Source organism: Kitasatospora sp. NPDC001527 (assembly GCF_040298605.1).
Classification (GTDB): domain Bacteria; phylum Actinomycetota; class Actinomycetes; order Streptomycetales; family Streptomycetaceae; genus Kitasatospora.
Genome location: NZ_JBEPAM010000010.1, coordinates 1 through 19778, shown reverse-complemented (window position 1 = coordinate 19778; position 19778 = coordinate 1). Strand labels below are relative to the sequence as shown.

At 74.8% G+C, this 19778-nt stretch carries 16 protein-coding genes and 1 pseudogene; 4 read left to right on the top strand and 13 right to left on the bottom strand.

The window, feature by feature from the left end; all coding sequences use genetic code 11:
* Positions 1–44: 44 nt before the first annotated feature.
* The 9 genes and pseudogenes from cas1e to ABT238_RS13020 all read right to left on the bottom strand — a co-directional run.
* A pseudogene (gene cas1e / locus ABT238_RS13060) lies at positions 45–668 on the bottom strand (type I-E CRISPR-associated endonuclease Cas1e); the annotation flags it as partial.
* Between the two features lie 4 nt (positions 669–672).
* The gene (gene cas6e, locus ABT238_RS13055; RefSeq protein ID WP_350560904.1) at positions 673–1404 is read right to left on the bottom strand and encodes a type I-E CRISPR-associated protein Cas6/Cse3/CasE; all 732 of its coding nucleotides are present in this window, start codon (positions 1402–1404) and stop codon (positions 673–675) included.
* A 20-nt stretch (positions 1405–1424) separates the two neighbouring features.
* Positions 1425–2120 carry a type I-E CRISPR-associated protein Cas5/CasD gene (cas5e, locus tag ABT238_RS13050; RefSeq protein ID WP_350757222.1) on the bottom strand — a complete coding sequence of 232 codons (696 nt, stop codon included), beginning with the start codon at positions 2118–2120 and terminating at the stop codon, positions 1425–1427.
* Positions 2117–3325, bottom strand: a complete 1209-nt coding sequence (gene cas7e, locus ABT238_RS13045) for a type I-E CRISPR-associated protein Cas7/Cse4/CasC (RefSeq protein ID WP_350757531.1) — start codon at positions 3323–3325, stop codon at positions 2117–2119. The genes cas5e and cas7e overlap by 4 nt, the downstream gene beginning before the upstream one ends.
* The gene (gene casB / locus ABT238_RS13040) at positions 3319–3993 is read right to left on the bottom strand and encodes a type I-E CRISPR-associated protein Cse2/CasB (RefSeq protein WP_350757217.1); all 675 of its coding nucleotides are present in this window, start codon (positions 3991–3993) and stop codon (positions 3319–3321) included. Before casB ends, cas7e begins: the two co-directional genes overlap by 7 nt.
* On the bottom strand, positions 3990–8228 hold the full coding sequence (cas3, locus tag ABT238_RS13035; protein WP_502891426.1) for a CRISPR-associated helicase Cas3': 4239 nt from the start codon (positions 8226–8228) through the stop codon (positions 3990–3992). The genes casB and cas3 overlap by 4 nt, the downstream gene beginning before the upstream one ends.
* Before the next feature lie 136 nt (positions 8229–8364).
* Entirely contained in the window at positions 8365–8580 is a 216-nt protein-coding gene (locus tag ABT238_RS13030) for a hypothetical protein (RefSeq protein WP_350757208.1), read from the bottom strand.
* A gap of 467 nt (positions 8581–9047) precedes the next feature.
* Positions 9048–9371, bottom strand: a complete 324-nt coding sequence (locus tag ABT238_RS13025) for a serine hydrolase (protein ID WP_350757204.1) — start codon at positions 9369–9371, stop codon at positions 9048–9050.
* Between the two features lie 301 nt (positions 9372–9672).
* On the bottom strand, positions 9673–10914 hold the full coding sequence (locus tag ABT238_RS13020) for a glycosyltransferase (protein WP_350560890.1): 1242 nt from the start codon (positions 10912–10914) through the stop codon (positions 9673–9675).
* A gap of 164 nt (positions 10915–11078) precedes the next feature.
* Between ABT238_RS13020 and ABT238_RS13015 the strand changes: the two genes are divergently transcribed.
* Positions 11079–11345, top strand: a complete 267-nt coding sequence (locus ABT238_RS13015) for a GlsB/YeaQ/YmgE family stress response membrane protein (protein ID WP_350560888.1) — start codon at positions 11079–11081, stop codon at positions 11343–11345.
* 116 nt (positions 11346–11461) lie between these two features.
* On the opposite strand, the gene ABT238_RS13010 is transcribed toward ABT238_RS13015, so the two are convergent.
* The 4 genes from ABT238_RS13010 to ABT238_RS12995 form a co-directional block, all read right to left on the bottom strand.
* Positions 11462–12403, bottom strand: coding sequence for an ADP-ribosylglycohydrolase family protein (locus ABT238_RS13010; RefSeq protein ID WP_350757199.1), 942 nt, complete (start codon positions 12401–12403; stop codon positions 11462–11464).
* A 122-nt stretch (positions 12404–12525) separates the two neighbouring features.
* Complete coding sequence (locus tag ABT238_RS13005; RefSeq protein ID WP_350757196.1) at positions 12526–13116, bottom strand: TetR/AcrR family transcriptional regulator; 591 nt, start codon at positions 13114–13116, stop codon at positions 12526–12528.
* A gap of 651 nt (positions 13117–13767) precedes the next feature.
* Positions 13768–14070 (bottom strand): GNAT family N-acetyltransferase, encoded by a 303-nt coding sequence (locus ABT238_RS13000; RefSeq protein WP_350757192.1) that lies wholly within the window; start codon positions 14068–14070, stop codon positions 13768–13770.
* 65 nt (positions 14071–14135) lie between these two features.
* Entirely contained in the window at positions 14136–14984 is an 849-nt protein-coding gene (locus tag ABT238_RS12995; protein ID WP_350757187.1) for a class I SAM-dependent methyltransferase, read from the bottom strand.
* Positions 14985–15145: 161 nt separating this feature from the next.
* On the opposite strand from ABT238_RS12995, the gene ABT238_RS12990 reads away from it, so the two are divergent.
* The 3 genes from ABT238_RS12990 to ABT238_RS12980 all read left to right on the top strand — a co-directional run bounded on the left by ABT238_RS12990 (position 15146) and on the right by ABT238_RS12980 (position 19606).
* Complete coding sequence (locus ABT238_RS12990; RefSeq protein WP_350757184.1) at positions 15146–16744, top strand: sensor histidine kinase; 1599 nt, start codon at positions 15146–15148, stop codon at positions 16742–16744.
* Complete coding sequence (locus tag ABT238_RS12985; protein WP_350560874.1) at positions 16741–17400, top strand: response regulator; 660 nt, start codon at positions 16741–16743, stop codon at positions 17398–17400. Before ABT238_RS12990 ends, ABT238_RS12985 begins: the two co-directional genes overlap by 4 nt.
* A 658-nt stretch (positions 17401–18058) precedes the next feature.
* Positions 18059–19606 carry a M20 family metallopeptidase gene (locus tag ABT238_RS12980; protein WP_350757180.1) on the top strand — a complete coding sequence of 516 codons (1548 nt, stop codon included), beginning with the start codon at positions 18059–18061 and terminating at the stop codon, positions 19604–19606.
* Positions 19607–19778 lie beyond the last annotated feature (172 nt).

Here is a 19778-nt window from a genome sequence, read left to right as displayed (position 1 = left end):
GTGTCGCGGTCCCCGTCCCCGTCCCCGTCCCCGGTCCCGTCGCCGTTGCACCCCAGCGCCACCACCACCGAGTGCGCGATCCCGTACATGCACTGCGCGGCCGCCGTCACCGCCTGGTTCGGCGCGTCGCCGGCCGCGAAGTCGCCCCGGTCGTACTCGCGCCGCACCCAGCGCACGCCCGTCCGCGCCGCCTCCGCCCGGTAGACGGCCCTGAGCCGGTCACCCTCCCCGCCGAGCATCCCGCGTCTGGTCAGGCCCGCCGGATCCGCCTCGGGGAACCGCAGCCGGTACATCTCCCGCGCCACGTCCAGCCGGTGGCGCCGGTTCGCCCACGCCGTCGCCTGCGCCTCCATCAGCCCGGCCGAACGGGTCAGCGCCCGGCCGCCCGCGTAGTAGCGCACACCGTGCTCGCCCACCCAGACCACGCCCGCGCCGCACTCGCCGAGCACGCTCATCGCCTGGTGCGTCACCCGGGTGCCCGGTCCGAGCAGCAGCACCCCGAGCGTCGCGGACGGGATGTACCGCACGCCGGACTCGTCGGTGGCGGTGATCGCGTTGTCCTCTCGGTGGATCGTGCACCGCTCCAGGTACAGGAACGAGACCCGGTCGCTGATCCGGGTCAGCTCCCGGGGAGAGGAGACCGGCCTGCTCTCCGGAGTCGCGGCCACCCCGTCACCCCCGCACCGGCGCGAGCGTCATCAGCCCGCACCCGTACGCCTTCGCCTTGCCCAGCCCCGCGGTGAGGGTACGGCGCAGCGCGTCCGGGTCGGTGACGCGCAGCCGGCCGTCGTAGGTCGCGGTCACCAGGGTGACCTTGTGGCGCCCGGCGTGCACCCGGTCGTTCTTGCCGAAGGACACGCTGCGCTGCCGGTGCACGACCAGCTCGTGCTCGTCCCCCTGCGCCAGCAGCCGGCGTTCCGGCGCCTTCTCGACGACGGTGAAGCCGGCCCGCTCCTGCTGCTTCAGCAGCCAGCCCGCCTGGTGGCGCTGGGTGAGGTGGGCCGTCCGCTTGGTCGGCTCGTCGGGGGAGCGGCGGATGCTGTGCACGGGGTTCGCCGTCAGGCGGAACGCCCACGTCGACCCGGCGGCGATGGTGGACAGGAACGCGCCGTAGTCGAAGGTCTGCCAGCCGCCGGTGGTCGGCCAGCCGGCCTCCTCCACCAGGTGGGTGAGATCGGGCCGCTGCGGACTCACCAGGTGGAGCAGCACCTCGGCGCGGGCGTTGTGGTCGATCCGCCACAGCACGCGGGGCGCCGCGTCCGCCGGGGCGGACGCCGCCGGGGCGGGCGCCGCCGGAAGTTCGGCGAAGGATGCCATCACGGCGCCGTGCAGCAGTTGCGGCGAGGAGAGCAGCCGCCGGGCCCCGGCGCGGGCGGTGTTGACGCGAAGGCGGGTGAGGAACATGTCAGGCGGATTCCCGTTGGTCATAGGAGGTCCAGGTGGGCCGTCGGATCGTGATCGGGAACGAGCGTCGGCGCGTTGACGACGAAGGAGACCACCCCGCGCAGCGCGTAGCGGCGGTGCCGGGGGTCGAAGCTCAGCGGCAGGTCCCGCAGCAGGTCCGCCCGCGGCTGCTCGGCCGGTTCGGCGTCCGCCTGGACCGGCAGCGCCACCGAGGCCGCGTGGTGCCGCGCCCGGTACCAGGGCGCCGCCTGCCACGGCTCCCGCTCCAGGGCCGACCGCAGCCCCGCCTCCCACCGCACCCCCAGGTCCACCGGTCCGCTCGGCGGACACGAGCGGCGGCCCAGGTACGGCAGGTGCACCGGCGCGCGCAGCGCCGCCGCCAGCTCGTCCACCGCCGCGTCCGGGCCCTCCACGGCCGCCACGAACACCGCGTCCGCGAGGTAGAAGCGCTCGGACAGCGGCATGGCCTTGTCGGGGTCCCCGTGGTGGGCCGTCTGGAGATCCCGGATCCGGGTGCCCGGCTGGTCGGTGCGCACCCCGAACCGCAGCGCGGCCAGGTCGGTGAGGTCGTCCCCCCGGTCCCGCCCCAGCGCGCCGGCGAGCATCCCCAGCACCCCGCTCTTCGTCGGCGCCGGCTCGGTGGTCCGCCGGGCGAACCGGGCGGAGGAACCCCAGGACTGCAGGGGACCGGCCAGCCGCAGCAGCAGCACGCTCACCCGGCCGACCCCGCGAGCCGCTTCGCCACCGCCGCGCCGACCGCCGAGACCAGCTCGCCGAGCCCCACCTCGGCACCGAGCCCGCCGAGGGCGGACGTCCGCCCGCCGACCCGCAGCACCCAGCTGTCCTCGGTCACGGCGCCGAAGGCCCGCTCCACCTCCGGCACGTAGGCGGCCAACTGCGCGCAGGCGCCCGCCACATGGCCACCGGTGAGGCCGTCGCCGCCGGCCTGGACGGCCTCCTCGAACGCCCCGGCGAAGCTGATCGGCCGGGCGGAGCGGACCTTGACGATCACCGCGTCCGGGAGGGTCTGGTTGGCGAAGGTGTTCATCTTGCCGGTCGGGATCGACGTCACGAACGCCTCGACGAACGCCTCCACCGCACGCCGCACCGGCACACCCGCCGCCTCGTCCGCGCGCAGCCCGTCCCCGAGGTTCTCCCGCAGCCGGTCCACGTCCACGGCCGCGTAGCGGTACAGCGTCGCCGAGTTGAAGTCCACCGTGCCGATCATCCCGGCGCCGGGCTCGTCCTCGGCCCGCTGGTCGTCCACCGCCGTGTAGTAGTCCGACTCGTTCTCCACCGCGTGCACACTGATCGCATGGGCCACCTGCGCGGCGGCGTCCACGTTGATGTCCGAGGCGTCCGCGACCATCCGGCCGAACAGCGCGATGTCCACCGAGTGACGGGAGTTGGCCGCCTCACGGGCCCGCGCCTTGTTCTCCTTGTCCTTGAAGAACTCCTTCAGCCCGCCGGACTCCTTCAGCCCCTCGGCGGCGAGCGCGGCGAGCGCGTCGAGCTGGCGGCTGCTGAGGAACATCAGGTACGAGGACTCCGGTGCCGGGTCGTCGGCCTCGGCGGCCCTCGCCTTGCGCTTCGGCGGCTCCACCTTCGCGCCGGTCGCGGCGCTGATCGTGTCGGCCGCCGCCTGCCACGCCTCCGGCTCCTTCAGCTCCACGCCCAGCGCGGTGATGCGCTCCGCCAGCAGCTCCGCCACCTTCTTGGTGCGCACTCCCAGCTCCGCCGGGTCCAGCAGGCCCTCGAACGCCCGGCGGGTCGCCCGCTTCCACGCCTGGCTGGACACCCGCGCCCGCCGCACCCCGCCGTACACGGCCGTCTTGGGCGAGCCGGTGTCGTCCCGGTTGAGGTTGCTCGGCGGGACGGTCTGCAGGATGTGGACGTCCAGAATGGTGCGGGTGCTCACGATTCGTCCTTGTCGGTGTCGGTGTCGGGGGATTCGGTGGCGGTGTCGGCGGCGGACGCTCCGTCGGTGGCCTTCGAGGGCCGGTAGGCGTGGAAGCCGCGCCCCCAGGAGCGGTTCACCTCGCCCCGGTGGGTGGGCAGTTGCCACCGGTACAGCTGGTCGGCGAGCAGCCCGTAGTCGAGCGGGACGGCCGCGCGGCGCAGCAGCAGCACGATCTCCCGCAGCCGCTGCGCGAGGATGTCGAAGGTCGGCGCCGAGCCCGCCCGGACGAACCGCTTGCGCAGCGGCTCGTCGATGTCGTCGATCGGCATCAACTGTCGCACCGCACTCCCGAGTTGCGGCCCGCCTGGGCGATGCATCCCGGCGTCGCGGTGCGACTGCTGGTGCAGCGACCACAGGGTCACCGCCGTGTGCATCGCGTTCTCGGCGAGGGCGTCCGACGGCCCGGTCCGCCCGTTCGGGTAGAGCCGCTCCAGGCCGGTCAGGCCCCAGAGTTCGGGCAGGTCGCCGATCCGCCGGCCCGCGCCGCGCCGGATCTGCGCGACCCGGGCGACGGAACGGGACTCGTCGGCGCGGTAGCCGCGCTGCAACTGGCTCACGTGGTCGTGCGTCGCCCCGCCCGCCCGGCCGAGGCCGTCGCGGCGGGGGGAGGGGACGGGGGCGGTGGTCATCGGTCGTCGTTCTCCAGGGAGTCGTCGTCGTTCCCGCCGGGGGCCTCCGGCGGCGTCGGGCCGGCGAGGGCCCTGGCCAGCGCGGAGCGGAACCACAGGAAGGCCAGGGTGTCGTTGAGCCAGATCCGTCCGCCGTTCCGGCGCACCACCACCCGGCCCTCCCGCGCCGCCCGCGGAGCGGTGTCCACCAGCTCCGCGCCCAGCGCGCCGAGGATGCGCCGGGCGTCGAGCCGCCACTCCGCAAGGGCCTGACCGGGATCGGTGCGCCGACCCAACTCCCGCAGCCAGAGGCGGAAGGGGCCGTCGAGTTCGGCGTAGCCGCGCTCGGCCGCCACGGCCTTGGGCCCGTCGGCCTCCGTCCCGGCGGCCTGGGCGAGGCCGGCCGCGAGATCGACGAGCGCCCGCACACCACCCTCCGCGTCCCTCACCGCGCTCACGGCGTCCTGCCGGTAGGCCGAACCGCCCTCGTGCAGGAGGATCACCGCGAGCGTGACACCGTCGTCCAGGACTTCGTCGATCACCGACTGCTGGGTCCCGTAGACCACGCCCACGGTCCGCGCGCGGATCAACCGCCCGCTGTCCAGCGACCCGTCGACGGACAGCCTGGCCACCCACTCCAGGACCAACGGGGTCTGGGTCTCCGGCGGCTCGCCCTTCCTCCCGTCCACGGGAGTCACCCGCGACTCCAGGAGGGCCGGCAGGCCGCGCCAGGCCGAGCGGGCCGGGTCGTGCTGACGCGGAAGGTACACCGGCGTCCGGCCCAGCTTCCTCTCCTGGGGACGACTGCGCCGCCAGCCGGACAGCGGCTCGGTGAAGCGGCGGTCGTGTGGCGCGAGCGGATCCCCGTACGAGAGCACCACCCCGGTCGCCGCGCTCCCGTCGTGGTGCAGGCGGATCCGACGCGCCTGCCAGGTGTACAGGTCGCGCGGGCCGGAGGGGCGCTGCGTAGGGTCGGCCACCTCCCGGTCCTGCTCGGCGCCGTACGGCCCGCGCCGCCAGGCCGGCCGGTCCTCGGGGCGGAAGCGGGCCCCGGGGGTGTCCGCGGCCACCAGGTTGAGCAGGAGGGTCTCCCGCAGGTCGTCCCCCTCGGCGAGGACACCGCCGAGGCCGCCGGCCCATCCCGTGCCGAGCGGGTACACCTTCCCGTTCCTCCCCCGACCGTCGCCCACTGCGGCGGACTTGATCCCCGAGGTGTCGAAGGCATGCGCGTGCACCAGCCAGCGCGCCGCCTCGGCGAACACCTCGCGCAGCGACAACTCGGCGGTCGTCCCGTCCAGTCGCTGCACCGGCAGCCAGGGGCGGGACACCAGGTCGAACGAGGGCACGCTCTTCACCAACCTCACATCACGGGCTCCGGCCGGATGCACCGCCATACCGTCGCTCGGGTTGTACTCCAGCTCGAATCCCGCCAGTTCGGCCCGGCCCTCCTCGTCGAGCAGCAGCACCAGCTCGCCGTCGAGCTGCGGACACTCCTTGACCTGCCAGGCGGGGACGAACAGTTGCTCCAGCCCGCCGATCGCCTTGTCGATCACCCAGGGCTTGGAGAAGTGGTAGGGGAGCCGCATACTGCTCGCCGCCAGGGCCTGGGCGGCGTTCCACGTGGGCACGGTCTCGGTCGGCAACGGCAGGCCGCCGCGCCCCCTGTCCAGCCAGGGGAGGGTGGTGAGCCTGCCGTCCGCACGGCGCATCGCCACCATCACCTCCAGGCTCTCGTCCCCGTCGCGCACCTGGGCCCCACCGGGCCGACGGTCGTCCACGTCGCCGACCCCGGCGTCCAGCCAGCCCACCAGCGACCGCCCCGGCGGGCGCACCTCGTCCAGCCGGAACACCTCGGCGCGCGCCGCCTGCTGGGCGTCGGCGAGGCGCTGTGCCCGCGCCGCCTCGGTCATCGCCTCGCTCCACGAGGGCGGGCCGAGCGGCTCGTCGCCGTAGGCGCGCTGGACTAGCGCGTCGATGCCGTCCGGGAGCGAGAGGGGCGCTCCGTCCGCCAGGTGCGGCCACAGCACGGCCGCCGACCGCAGGAGGTGGTGCACGCCGTAGACGGAGGCCGAGCCCCTGACGGGGGCGGGGTGGGGCTGCGCTGCCCAATCCACGCCGGTGACCAGGCAGCGCGCCGTCCGAAGTCCCGCCGGCCGGGCGCTCTGCCCCGCTCCGCGCGGGTGGCGGTGCAGGCGGCCCACGCGCTGGAGCATCAGGTCGACCGGGCACAGGTCCGTCACCATGATGTCGAAGTCGACGTCGAGCGACTGCTCGGCCACCTGGCTGGCGACGACGACGTGCGGCCCGCGCGGCCGGTCCCCGTCGGGTCCGAACCGGGCCAGCAGACCGTCGTCCTTCCGGGCCCGGTCGAGGTCGACGAAACGCGCGTGCGCGACGGTGACGGCGTCGTCCCCGAACCGCTCGCGCAGCCGCTCGGCGGCTTCCAGGACCCGGTCGACGGTGTTGCGGATCACCAAGGCGCAGCCGCCGTCGGCGAGTTCCGTCGCCAAGCGGTCGGTGAGCGAGGTGAGGTCGTCGTCCAGCGGTTCGAGGCGGACGGACGTCCGCCGGGCGGCGTCGGCGGCGGGGCGGCGGGTCAGGGGCGGGTGTCCCGGCGCGACGGCGGTGAGCAGTGGATAGCCGGCGTTGGCCGGCACCTGCCCGTCGTCGCCCGTCCCGCAGTACGCCCGGACCAGGGCACGCCGGGTGGAGGCCGGCAGGGTGGCCGACAGCATCACCACCGGCACCCGGTACGCGCCGAGCCAGGCGAGCACCCGCTCCAGGTAGGTGTTCATGTAGGCGTCGTTGGCGTGCACTTCGTCGATCACGACGACCTTGCCGGCGAGCGCGAGATGGCGCAGTGCGAGGTGCCGGTTCTTGAGGCCGGCGAAGAGCACCTGGTCGATCGTGCCGACCGCGAAGGACGCGAGCATGCCCTTCTTGCGCCCTCGCAGCCACTGGTGGGCGATCAGTCCGGCGTTCTTCCGCTGTGCGCGGTGGCCGGAGGCCTTGGGGCCGTCGACGTCCACGGCCGCGATCCGGCGGCGGTCGGCGGCCATCATGCCGGCGTACTCGTCGTTGAGCGCCGCCTTCGCGTGGGCGAGGAAGACGGTCCGGTCACCGTCGGCGGGCAGGTGGTCCAGCCATGCGGTGAGGCGGGGGAACATCGCGTTGGCGGTCGCGCGGGTCGGCAGCGCGACGTAGCACCCGCCCGCGCCGGTCCTGGCGGCGAAGATCTCGGCGACGGCGAGCGCCGCCTCGGTCTTCCCCTCGCCCATCGGCGCCTCGATCACCAGCAGCCCCGGCACGGGCAGCTCGCGCGCCAGCCGGACGGCCTCCTCCTGCACGGGGCGTGGCGCGCTGCCCGGCGGCAGATCGAACCGCGCGCTCATCAGATCGGCTGCGTCGAGGAGGGATTCCTCCGCCTCCCAGGCGGGCGGCAACTGTAGTCCGTCCCACGCCGATTCGATGCGCTCTTCCTCCGAGCGGGGCCGGTCCTCGGGGAAGTACGGAAAGAGATCCGGATTGCTGGCGATCCAGTCGGCCATGATGACGACGCCGGTCAGGAGCACCTGCACCGTCTGCGGCAGCCTGACGTCCCTGATGGCATCCAGCGGACCGGCGGCCCCGAGTACCTCCGTGCACGCGTCGAGAATCTCGAACTGCACGCTGCGCCACAGCGGTTCGCTCTTTCCCGGGGTGCGGAGCAGGTCCTCGCGAAGTTCGAGCGCGTGCAGCTGGCCGTGGCCCGGCGGCACGCCGTGATGCCCGCCGGCCACCACCGCCCACTGCCCGGCGGTACTGCGGGCCCAGCCGTGCCGTTCCACCAGCCATTTCTGGAGCAGCAGTTGACCGGCCGGCCCGTGCGGCGCCATCCGCCGGTCGTCGCCGTACCGCCTCTGGTCGTGCATCGCCAGCCCGGCTTCCCGCATCCGGTCGGCGAGCCCGTCGACCTGACACGCGAACGCGGGCGTCGCCTTCCCGATGTCATGCGTGGCCGCCAACCACACCGCGAGCTCCCGCGCCCGCCCGTGATCGCCTCCGACCGCCCCGGCGATCAACTCCCGCACGTTCCTCGGAAGCCACTCGTCCCACAACCGCCCCGCGACAGCCCCACTGTCCGCCATGTGCCGCCACAGCGGCAACCACCCACCGGTGTCCTTGTCGGACTTGGCCCAGACGGCACGAGCGGCATCGGACAACCGCGCGGAGAGCCCCGGACCGGAAGACGCTCCAGTCGCGCCGTCATTCAACACGGGCGCTGCTCCTAGGGGCTCGGAAGATCAGAAGTGAACGGTCCTGCACGGAGGTGACCGATCGCGGCGCGCTGCTGCCGGTGCCCCCGGCCGCCGGGTGCGCGCACCGCTGTTCGCGGTGCGCACACCCGCTGTCTCAGCGGCGGTTCTGCCGGCGCCTGCTGTGAGGGGCGGTGGCGCGGATGGTGGCCGTAACGATGACGGACACGACCACCACGGCTACCACGACGGGGATGCCGACGTCGACGGCGGCGCCGGATCCCATCCCTGCTGACACGCAGGCTGCCAGCAGGGCCGCGAGGGCTGTGATGAGCTGTTGATCTTGCGGGCGTTGGGCCGTACGAGTCGCCATCAAGGCACTCCTTCGATGGAGGGTAGGCCGGGGCCGCCATTGTTCTTCGCAGGAGCAGTGGGCCCGGCCGTCCTCGTTTGGACGGGAAGTCGGCGGAGAGGCGTGGGCGCTCGCTCGCCGAAGTGATCTGACGGAGAGTCGGGTCACGAGCCGAAGATCACCCTCGGGCACATCAAGATCGATACCAACTCGGCTTCTGCACAGTAGCGTTGAAGCCTTTTTCGCCCGGACAGCGCTGTTCGGTGGAGCCGCCCTGACATTGCACAGCGAAGCTCGGGCAAGCCGTTCGCGCCGAGCCGATCCCTCGGCGAGCCGGCGGCGGTCGTGTTGGGTTCTCCTGTACTCGTCGGTACTGCCAAGCCCGCATGCGCGGGGAGCAGGTCGAGTCCGGGATGCGAGCAGCGCGTGCTCGGTGAAGCGGTGGGGCAAGGTTCGAACGCGAGGTGGCCAGCTGTTGCAGCTGGCGCTCAGGTGAGTGCGGTCGCGATCAGGGAGGCCGTCTCTGCCAGTAGCCGCTCGTCGGCGGGTGCGGTGGGCTCGGGTTTGGTGGACAGGACCGCGAGTGTGATCGGTCCGCGGCGTGGGGGCCAGGTGATGCCGACGTCGTTGGTGGTGCCGTAGCCGCCGGTGCCCGTCTTCTCCGCGACGGTCCAGTCCTTCGGCAGGCCGGCGCGAAGGCGGTTGGCGCCGGTCGTGTTGCTCAACAGCCAGCTGGTCAGGCGGTGGCGGTCGGGGACGGGTGACCGTGTCACGCGCGAAGACCCCCAACCGCGCCGAATGCGCCTGCTCAAGTGCGCGCAGTCGGTCGGCGAGTCCTTCCTCGGTCTCGACTCCGCCCTGCGCGAAGGCCTGTCCGGCGGCAGGGAGCGCGCCTGCCAGAGCAGCCGCGGCGACTCCGCCCAGAATCCGACGTCGACCTGGTCGCAGCTCCAATGGTGTCTCCCTCGTCGTCCGGCCGCTGGGGCGACCCCGCACGGGTGCGGAGCAGAGTTCGTGAGCTGGGCTTCGTTGCGTGGGTAAGGCGGTATCTCCAACGTCCCTCGGATCGGGCACTGCTCGTATTCCCGGTACCGGCGCCACCGCCAGGACGGGCTATCCGGCGAGGCGGGCGATTGTGGCGAGGACGCGGGCGGGGCCGTCCTCCGTCTTCAGGACGGCGGCGATGGATTGGGCGCGGGTGCGGTGGTGGGGGGTGTCGAGGGCTCGGCGGATGGCGGTGGCGAGGCGGGTGGGGGTGAGCTGGGGGAGCGGGACGGGGCCGGGGGAGGTGCCGAGGCGGGTGAGGCGGGCGGACCAGAAGGGGGCGTCGAGTTGGGCGGGGACGGGGACGGTGGGGATGCCGGCGCGCAGGGTGGCGGCGGTGGTGCCCGCGCCCGCGTGGTGGACGGTGGCGGCCATGCGGGGGAGGAGCCATTCGTGCGGGGTGTCGCCGATGGTGAGGACGTCCTCGTGGCCGTCGGGTGCGGCGAGGCCGCTCCAGCCGGACTGGAGGACGGCGCGGACGCGGGCCGCGCGGACGGCGGCGAGGACGGTGGCGGTGAGGCGTTCGGGATCGGGGACGACGAGGCTGCCGAAGCCGATGTAGACGGGCGGGGGTCCGGCGGCGAGGAAGTCCAGGAGACGGTGCGGGGGTTGCCATCCGGGGTCGGTGGCCGGCCACCAGTAGCCCGTGACCTGGTGGGACGGGTGCCAGTCGGCGGGGCGCGGGACGACCCGTGGCGAGAAGCCGTGCAGCACGGTGCGGTGGCGGCGGGCGTGCGCCACGGAGCGCTGCGGCAGGCCGAGTTGGCGTCGTAGGCCGCGCACGGCCGGGGCGAAGAGGCGGTCGACGGCGGCCTGGACGGCGTGGCCGGCGAGCAGGTTGCCGGGCCCGCCGAGGGAGCGGGTTCCGGTGACGGCCGGGGCGAACTCGCGGGTGGGAGTGAGTGGTTGGAGGTTGAGGGCGATGTTCGGGATGCCCGCGGCCTCGGCGACGACCTGGCCGAGCTCGGCCGTGGTGCTGGAGGTGAGCAGGAGGTCGGCGCCCGGTTCGGTCGCGGCGGCGATGCCCGCGCCGAGGGCGGGCATGAACCTCCGGGCCAGGCGGGACAGCTGGATGATGCCGAGCGGTCCGGTCCCGGTGCGCAGGAGTCGCCTGCCGCCGGTGGAGGCGAGTTCGGCGCGCGGGTCGACGGGCAGCGGGCGGAACTCCAGTCCGGCGGCGCGCACGGAGTCGGCGAAGGTCGTGTGGGTGGCGAGCGCCACCTGATGGCCGGCCGCGCCGAGGCGGGCGCCGAGCCCGGTGAAGGGGGCGACGTCGCCCCGTGAGCCGGCGGTGGCGATCAGGATGCGCATGGGCGCAGTATCGCGGGGTAGCCGGGGCCGGAGAAGGACGCCGCGCCAGCCGCCCCGCCAGCGGGGTAGGTGCGGCGGGAACCGCCGGACGGCGGAGTGGCGTCCTTGCAGGCAGTACGGCGTGCACGGGGCCGCCGTACGGACCGGAGGGCGGGAGGGCGCGGATGAGCTTCGTCGCATGGATCGTGCTGGGTCTGGTGGCCGGGGCCCTGGCCAAGCTGCTGCTGCCGGGCCGGGACCCGGGTGGCGCGGTGGTGACCACCCTGATCGGCATCGCCGGCTCGTTCGTCGGCGGCTGGATCTCCTCGAAGTTCCTGCACCGAGAGGTGACGGCCCACTTCTTCGACCTGGCGACCTGGGCGTCCGCGATCGGCGGCGCGCTGGTGCTGCTGATCCTCTACCGGATCGTCTTCGGCCACTCGAGGGACTGAGGCGGGAGAAGGACTGAAGCGGGAGAAGGACTGAGGACGGGGCGAGGGCGACGGATCCGGGCCGGCCGCGCGGGATGCGCGGCCGGCCCGTCCGTACGGGCAGGTGAGGGTGCCGGTCAGCCGGCCAGGAGGTCGGGCGGCAGCTCCTCGCGGGCGGCCAGCCAGGAGGCGGGCACCCCGGCGGTCCCGGTGCGGGCGGCGACCACGCCGCCGGCGATGGCGGTGGTGGTGTCCATATCGCCCCAGCGCTCCAGGGTGTGCCAGAGGGCGTCGGGCAGGGAGTCCGGGTGCCCGGCGGCGGACCACAGGGCGAACGGCACCGTGTCCGGCGCCGAGATCCGCGCCCCCGAGCCGAGGACGTGCGCCGCGTGCCGGACGGAGGTGCCGGCCGGCAGCCGGGCCGCGATCCGCAGGCCGGAGCGCACGTCGCTCTCCGGCAGCCGGCCGGCGACCTCGTCGAGCAGCTCCGCTCTCGCCGGAGCGTCCCCTCCACGGCTGCGCGTGGCGAGGGCGGCCGCCAGCGCGACGGCGACCGCACCGGCGACCGCCTCCGGGTGGAAGTGCGTGGTGCGGGCCTGGAGTTCGGCCTGGCGGGCGACGGCGCCGAGGTCGTGGGCGAGCCACGCGCCGAGCGGCGCCACCCGCATCGCCGCGCCGTTCCCGTACGAGCCCTGGCCCCCGAACTGGCCCGAGGTGACCGCGCGCCAGTCGGCGCCGGCGTGGATCTCGCGCAGCACGCGGTGCATCGACGGCCCGTACTTGCGGCCGTGCTCGCGGGTGTACTCGGCGGCGAACTCCCGGGCCAGCGCGTCCTGGTGGACCTCGCCGCGGGTGCGCAGGTGGCGGAGCAGGACGATCGCCATGGCGGTGTCGTCCGTCCAGTGCCACGGCGCGGGCCGGGCCAGCCGGGCCGCGAGCGCGACGGGCGCCTCGTCGACGGGGACGGCGAACCAGCGGTCGCCGAACGCGTCGCCGAGGGCGAGGCCCTGCAGACTGTCGAGGGCGGGGCCGGGGGTCGGGCCGGTGGCGGGGCCGGGCCCCGGGCCGGTGGTGCGCATGTCGTTCTCCGAGCGGGGCTCCGAGGGGATCGGTTCGTCGTGCGCCAGTCTGCCGGCCGGGCGCGGGCGGTGGCCAGCGGCTATCGTGCCGCCCCGGGCTGCCCGCGCCGGGACGGGAGTGGTCAGGCGTCGGCCGCCAGGCCGCGCAGGACGAGCTTGCGGACGGCCTCGAAGCGGTCCTCGACCGCCGGGTCCGACCAGCCGGACGCGTGGGCGGGGTCGTGGAAGTGGGCGGTCGCCTCGAACACGGCGCGGGCGGTCGCGTTGACCGGCGTGTGCCGGAACTCGCCGGTCTGGATGCCGTCCTGGACGATCTGGCCGATCTGGTCGACCAGCGCCGTCAGGTGGCCGTCGACGACGTGGCTCGCCTCGCCGGCCAGCGTCAGGTAGGTCGCGAAGAGCTGCGGGTCGTCGAGGGCCTTCTTGCGCTTGGCGGTGAACAGCGTGGTCAGCCACCGGTGCAGGCGTTCGGCGGCCGGGCCGGGCTCGATGGCGATGAAGCGCAGGTCGTCGTGGGCCTGGGCGAGCCAGCGCTGGGTGACGGCCTCGCGCAGCGCCGCCTTGCTCGGGAAGAAGCGGTAGACGCTGCCGTGGCTGACGCCGAGGGTGCGGGCGACGTCGACGACGGTGGCCTTGGTGGAACCGAACCGCCTGAGGGCGTCCTCCGTCGCGCTCAGGATCTGTTCGGTGGTGAGTGCGCTGTCCGTGGCCACGGGGCGGTTCGTCCTTACGGGTGAGGCGTCCGCCCGCCGGGTGCGGCGGACGGGCGGTCGGCCGGAGCGGCGGCCGTCGGCGGGTCGTGTGGGTCGTGCGGGTGGTGGAGGTGACGCGGGGCGGTGCGAGGCGGTGCGGGTGCGGACGGCCCCGCCCGTGACGGGGTGCCCGCCGCGGGCGGGGCCGCGGCTCAGCGCTCGCTGTCGAGATGGGCCATCCGGGCGGCAGCGTACCGTTCCCCGGTCGCGGATCCGGCGGGTACCGCCGTCTTGACGGCCGGGAGGTCGGCCTCGGTGAGGGGACGTCCGGCGCGCCGAGCGCCTCGGCGGGCCGGTCTCGGCGCCGGGCGCCGACCAGGGGGACCAGGTTCTCGCGGCGCGGGGCGACCCGGGCGATCGCGAGCTGCGCGACGGTGGCGATCCGATCGGCGGCGACCGCGGGCGGGGCTTCGACGAGCCGGAGGTTGTGGGCCGCGCCGTCTGCGCGCCGACCACGTCGACGGGGTGGACGGCGGCGCGGCGCAGCGTCCCGGTGCTGACAGATTTCAAAATCTGTCATCTGTTATCTGTTATCTGAAATCTGTCAGTTGTCAGTCGTCAGCTGTTACCGGTGACCGGGGGACCCCGCCTCGCCGGCCGTCCGTCGACGCCTCAGTCGCTCACCCGGCTCCGGTTCTCGTACGCCAGGTCGATGTACTCGGGGTGCCGCAGCATCCATGCCTTGATGAACGGGCACGTCGCCAGCACCGCCAGCCCCCGTGCCCGCGCGTCGTCCAGGGCGGCGCGCGCCAGCGTGCTGCCGATGCCCTGTCCCTCGTACGCCGGCTCGACCACCGTGTGCGGGTACACGACCAGCTCGTCGCTGCGCAGGTACTCCGCGAACCCGGCCAGGGTGTCGTCCACCCAGGCCTCGAACCGGCTCGCGCCCTCGGCGTCACGGATCGTGACCGTCATGTGCGGACTCCTCACTGCTTGCCACCACTGTTCGCCACGGAGCCGCGGCCGACGGCCCCGGTCCATCATCGAGCGGGGGCCGCCGCCCCGCCCGCCGCCCCGCCCGCCGCCGCGTCCCGGACCCCGCCCGGTGCGCGCAGCAGGTACGCCCGCGCCGGCGGAACGTTCCGCCACGCCGTCCGGCTCCCCAGTCCGTACTCCTGCTCGAACCGCCGCAGCAACCGCACCACCGCCCGGTGCCGCGCACCCCGGCGCGGCCCCGAGGTCACCAGCCGCGCCGCCGACGTCCCCAGATAGCCGAAGTACGTCAGCTCGCCGCCGGGCCGCAACAGCCGCAGATAGAGGTCGAGGATGCGCCGGACCTCCGCCGGTTCGAAGTTGGTGAACGGCAGACCCGACACGATCACGTCGTACCGCTCGGCGGCCGCGCCGGTTCCGCCGCCGGCCCCGTCGCCGCTGCCGTCCGGCCGCGCCGCGCTGGCCTCCGGGAGGTCCTGCACCCGGCACTCCGACACCCGAAGCCCCAGCTCGGGCCCGCGCCGCGCCAGCTCCGGATCCGCCCGGAGCCGTTGCGCGAACCGGGGGTTGGACTCCACCGCGTGCAGCCGGTCGCCCGCCCGCAGCACCCGCACCAGCCGGCGGGTCACCGCCCCCGTCCCGGCCCCGACCTCCAGCACCGAGATCGGCCGGTCCGGACGGCTCGTCGCCGGGACGACCAGCGCGTTCACCAGATCCGCCCCGCTCGGCGCCACCGCGCCCGTCAGCCGGAAGGTGCGCAGCGCCTCGGAGAGGAAGAACCAGCCCTCGCCGCCACCCGGTCGGGGAGCGGCGGAGGAGACCGCGGAACGGGGGACCGGATCGGGGTCGGGAGCAGGATCGGGAGCAGGGCCGGGACGGAGCTGATCGGTCGTCATGACCCTGAAGCTAAAGACCGTCCCGACCTCCCGGAATCGGCCGACCGGCCGCCCGCACCCCCGACGAAAGTCGAGGGTGTCACTGGTCGTTCGTCAGGGGCCACGGCCCACCGCCACGCCGTAGCATCAGGACCCTGAACCGCCATGGAAGGGAGGACCGGATGACCACCGATCACCTGACACGTACGCCCCACCCGGCCCGCCCGACCCACCCGGCCCGCCCGCCCCGCCTGTCCCGGTCCGTTCGCCTGTTCCGGCCGGTTCACCCACCGGAGGCGCCGCGCCCCGGACGCACCATGCTCCTCGGCTGGTACGCCCCCGGCCGCAACCGGCTGATCGAATCGCTCCTGTTCGCCACCGTCCTCGTGCTCGCCCTCGAAGAGAGCGCAGCCCAGTGGCTCAGCCCCGACCTGCCCCTGCGCCCGCTGCGAGTCGCCGGCGCCGCCCTCGCCTCGCTCTCCCTCCTCCTCGCCCGCCGCCAACCGGTCGCCGCCGCGGTGCTGCCCGTCCTGGTCGGCGGGCTGCTCAACCGCGCCTTCCCCAGCCTGTTCAGCGTCTTCCACCTGGCCGCGACGGGCCGCACCGGCCCGGCCCTCGCCGCCGGAGCCGTGACCGCGGCGCTCAGCGTGGTCCGCGCCGACTCCGTCATCGGCTGGGCCGGCATCACCGGGTCCCAACTCCTGGTCGAGGTCGCCGCCGTCTCCCTCGGCCTGTGGCTGCACGGCCGTCGCGCGCTGATCCGCACCCTGCACGCCAAGGTCGACGCGCTGCGCCGCGAACGCGAGCTGCGCGCCGAGCAGGCCCGCGCCGCCGAACGCGCCCGGATCGCCCGCGAGATGCACGACGTCCTCGCCCACCGGCTCAGCCTCCTCGTGCTGCACGCCGGCGTGCTGCGCGACCAGGCCCGCGCCGGCACCGTGGCGGACGACCCCGAGCGCCTCGCCCACCGCCTGGAACTGCTCCGGGCGACGGCCGCCCGGTCGCTCGACGATCTGCGGGACGTCCTCGGTGCCCTGCGCGCCGATCCGCCGGACCGGCCCGACCTGTCGGAGCCGGCCGATTCACCGGCTCGGGCGGCTCCACCCGGACCGCCCGGCCGACCTGCTCCACCTGTCCAGGCCGTCCTGCCGGACCCGTCCGAGCGGGCTGCCCAGCCCCCGCCCCCGCCACCGCCACCGTCCGACCGCACCGGTACCGACGTGCCGCCCTCCCGCCGCGCCGACTCCAGGGCCGTCGCCGCACCCGCCCTGCGCGACCTCGCCGAACTCGTCGGCGAGGCCACCGACGCGGGCCAGCGCGTGGAACTCGCCCTCGCCGGGGACCCGGAGAGCATCCCGACCACCCACCGGCTGGCCGTGCACCGCGTCGTCCAGGAGGCGTTGACCAACGCGCGCAAGTACGCGCACACCGCGCCGGTCACCGTCCGCGTCCAGTACGGGGCGCCCGCCACGACCGTCGAGGTGCACAACGGCGCGGGCGACCCGGCACCGTCCGGCGCCTGCACCGGCAGTGGCTACGGCCTGGTGGGGCTGGGCGAACGGGTCGGCGCCCTCGGCGGGTACTTCGACGCGGGGCCCGACGGCAGCGGCGGTTTCCGCCTCTCCGCCCGCCTCCCCGCCCCGCACCGGCCACCGGTCCGCCCGCCCGCACGGCCGCCGGACCGCACGGCACCGAGCCCCGGACCGGCCGACCCGCCCCCAACCGTGCCCCCGCCCCCAACTGTGCCCCCGCCCCCGAACCCACCGAGTGAGGCGACGTGATCCGCACGATGGTGGTCGACGACGACGCGCTGGTCCGGCTCGGGCTCGTCGACCTGCTCGCCCAGGACCCGGAGCTCACGGTCGTCGCCGAGGCCGCCGACGGTCTGGAGGCCGTCGAACTCGCCGGACGGCACCGCATCGACGTCGCCCTCATGGACATCCGGATGCCCCGGCTCGACGGCATCGCCGCGACCCGCCGGCTGCGCGAGCTGACCGACGCCCCACGCGTCATCGCGCTCACCACCTTCGACCTCGACGAGTACGTCTACCGGGCCCTCGCCGCCGGTGCCGACGGCTTCCTGCTCAAGGACACCCCGCCGGCCGAGATCGCCCGCGCCGTCCACGTCGTCGCCGGCGGACAGGGCATGCTCCACCCGGCCGCCGCCCGCAGGCTCATCGACCGCTACCACCGCACCGGTGCGCCGCGCGCGGTGTCCGCCCGCAGCCGGTTGGCCGCCCTCACCCCGCGCGAGAACGACGTGCTGCGCGAACTCGCCGTCGGCCGCTCCAACGCCGAGATCGCGCTCGCCCTCGGCATGCGCGAGAGCACGGTCAAGGCACACGTCAGCCGGATCCTCACCGGACTGGGCGTCGGCAACCGCGTCCAGGCGGCGTTGCTCGCCCGGGACGCGGGTGTGGTCGGCGACTCCCTCTGACCAACCGTCGTCCGCCGCGGCGGACGACGGTCGCGATCACCGGTGCCCCGGTCCGCTCCGACCGTTCCGTCCAGACTCCTCCGCATCCACCACCGTTCGCGGCGAATCATCCCGCTCCGACTGCTTCCGATCAGCGCCACGCCGTACTCTCCACCGATCCGCCATCACCCATCTGGCTTGGAAAAGGCGCGCCTTGGCGTCCCGCGCTGCCGAACCCCCGGCCCGGGTCCATGGTGGAAGTGGGCGCGATCCGGCGACCGCGCCCGCGCGCCGGGCCAGATTCGCGCGCCGTGCGCCGACCGCGTCCCGCGGCCGCGCACCGGGGCGGGACCCGGGTCCGGCACGCTGGGAGCAGGGCCACCTCGCAGGAAACCGAACGGTTCTTCTAGGCTCACATCTCGGCTTCCCTGCGGTGATGCGCGGTTCTGCGCCCGCCGTAAGGGAAGCCGCCGTCCACGGAGGCCCCGGGACGATCGGGGCCACCGGATCGAGCGAGGAGGACGCACATGCCACAGACGCCGCCCAGCCGTTCCAGCGCATTTGGACCGGAGGGCCCCCTCCGCTGTCCCGCAGTCGAGGCCGGGCCCGTCCGCCCGGCGACCTGGTCCGGCCGACCCGCCCGGCCGCTGTATACCGGCGGCGGCCGCGGAGGCGAGCGTTGAGTCCTCAAGCCGTCCGCCCGTCCACCGCGACGGCCGCCCCGACCGCCGTAGCTCCCACCGCCCTTGCCGCCACCACCACGCAAGGCGTCACCAACCAGGGCGCAGCCCAAGGCACCACCGCCGGCGCCACCGCCGGCACGATCACCGCAGTCACCGCCGTACCCGCAGTCACCGCAGCCCCCGCGACCGGAACCGGCACCACCCCCGCCAGTACCGCCCCGGCCTCCGCCGTCACCACGGCCGAACCGACCAGGACCGCCCGCACCGCCCTCGCCCCGGCCACCCCCGCACCCGCCGCCGCGCCACCCCCCGCCGCGGCCCCCCACGCTCCGGCCGTCCCCGACAGCGAGGGCCAACCCGGCCCCACCGCCGCGCTTCCCGGTCTGCCCCGGGCCCTCACCACCCGCGCCCGCACCCTCGCCGGAGCGGTCCGGAAACGCTGCGCGGACCTGGCCAGGATCGAATCCCCCAGTGGCGACGCACCCCGACTCGACGCGCTCGCGGAGGAGTTGGCCGCCGGGTTCCGTGCGACCGGGGCCACCGTCCAGCGCGAACCCGGCCCCGCCGGCGACCACCTGGTCCTCCAGTGGGACGGGCGGGACGAGAGCCTGCCGCACCTGCTCGTGGTCGGCCACCACGACACGGTCTGGCCCGCCGGCATCCTCACCGACTGGCCGGTCACCGAACAGGACGGCACCCTCAGCGGCCCCGGCGTGGTCGACATGAAGGGCGGACTCGCCATCCTCGAAGGCGCGTTCGCCCTCCTCGCCGACCTCGGCCAACGCCCGCACCGCACCGTGCGCCTGGTCGTGGTCTCCGACGAGGAGGTCGGCAGCCCGGACGGCCGGCGCCTCGTCGAACGCCAATTGCGCGGAGCCGGCGCCGTGCTCGGTTTGGAGCCCCCGCACCCGGACGGTCGGCTCAAGACCGCCCGCCGCGGCTCCACCCGCGTACGGCTCACCGTCACCGGACGCGAGGCGCACGCGGGCAATGACGCCACCCAGGGGGTCTCGGCGGTCGACGAACTCGTCGACCAGCTGGTGGCCGTCCGAGGCCTGGCCAGCCTGCCCGGCACCGAGCTCAACGCGGGCCGGATCAGCGGCGGCACCCGCGCCAACGTGATCGCCGGCCGGGCCGAGGCCGAACTCGGCCTGCGCTTCGCCACCACCGAGGCACAGCGCCGCACCCTCGACAACCTCGCCCGGCTGACCGCGCTCCGGCCCGGCGCCCGGGTGCGGACCGAGGTGCTGTCCAGCCGTCCCGCCTGGCCCGAGCGCTCCGCCAACCCGTTGCTGCGCCACGTCCGTTCGCTCGCGGCGGCACTGGGGCAGCCGCTGGACGGCGGTCCGGCGGGCGGCGCGGGCGACACCAACCTGCCGGGTTCGCGCGGACTCCCGACGCTCGACGGCTTCGGCGCCGTCGGCGCGGGTGCGCACGCCCGGCACGAGCACATCCGGATCGACCAGCTGGCACCGCGGATCGCGCTGCTGGCGGCGATGCTGGCCGTCCCGCTCCCGCGGCTGCGCGACCGCTCGGAGGGCTGAGCAGGCGGCCCCGCCCGTCGGTCGGCGACCGGCCGGTAGCCGGTCGTGACGGTGGCGGTGAGGGCGGGTCGTGACGGCGGCGGTCGAGCGAGGCCAGCACGGTGTTGCCGTCGATCCCGACGCCCCACAGCACCCGGCCGTCCACCGCGCACTCGACGTACGCGGCGGCCTG

What these genes read in the sequence shown, in the direction of transcription:
- cas6e (WP_350560904.1), bottom strand. Translation starts at nt 1,404, where the DNA reads ATGTTCCTCACCCGCCTTCGCGTCAACACCGCCCGCGCCGGGGCCCGG.
- casB (WP_350757217.1), bottom strand. Translation starts at nt 3,993, where the DNA reads ATGACCACCGCCCCCGTCCCCTCCCCCCGCCGCGACGGCCTCGGCCGG.
- ABT238_RS13030 (WP_350757208.1), bottom strand. Translation starts at nt 8,580, where the DNA reads ATGGCGACTCGTACGGCCCAACGCCCGCAAGATCAACAGCTCATCACA.
- ABT238_RS13020 (WP_350560890.1), bottom strand. Translation starts at nt 10,914, where the DNA reads ATGCGCATCCTGATCGCCACCGCCGGCTCACGGGGCGACGTCGCCCCC.
- ABT238_RS13015 (WP_350560888.1), top strand. Translation starts at nt 11,079, where the DNA reads ATGAGCTTCGTCGCATGGATCGTGCTGGGTCTGGTGGCCGGGGCCCTG.
- ABT238_RS13010 (WP_350757199.1), bottom strand. Translation starts at nt 12,403, where the DNA reads ATGCGCACCACCGGCCCGGGGCCCGGCCCCGCCACCGGCCCGACCCCC.
- ABT238_RS13000 (WP_350757192.1), bottom strand. Translation starts at nt 14,070, where the DNA reads ATGACGGTCACGATCCGTGACGCCGAGGGCGCGAGCCGGTTCGAGGCC.
- ABT238_RS12995 (WP_350757187.1), bottom strand. Translation starts at nt 14,984, where the DNA reads ATGACGACCGATCAGCTCCGTCCCGGCCCTGCTCCCGATCCTGCTCCC.
- ABT238_RS12990 (WP_350757184.1), top strand. Translation starts at nt 15,146, where the DNA reads ATGACCACCGATCACCTGACACGTACGCCCCACCCGGCCCGCCCGACC.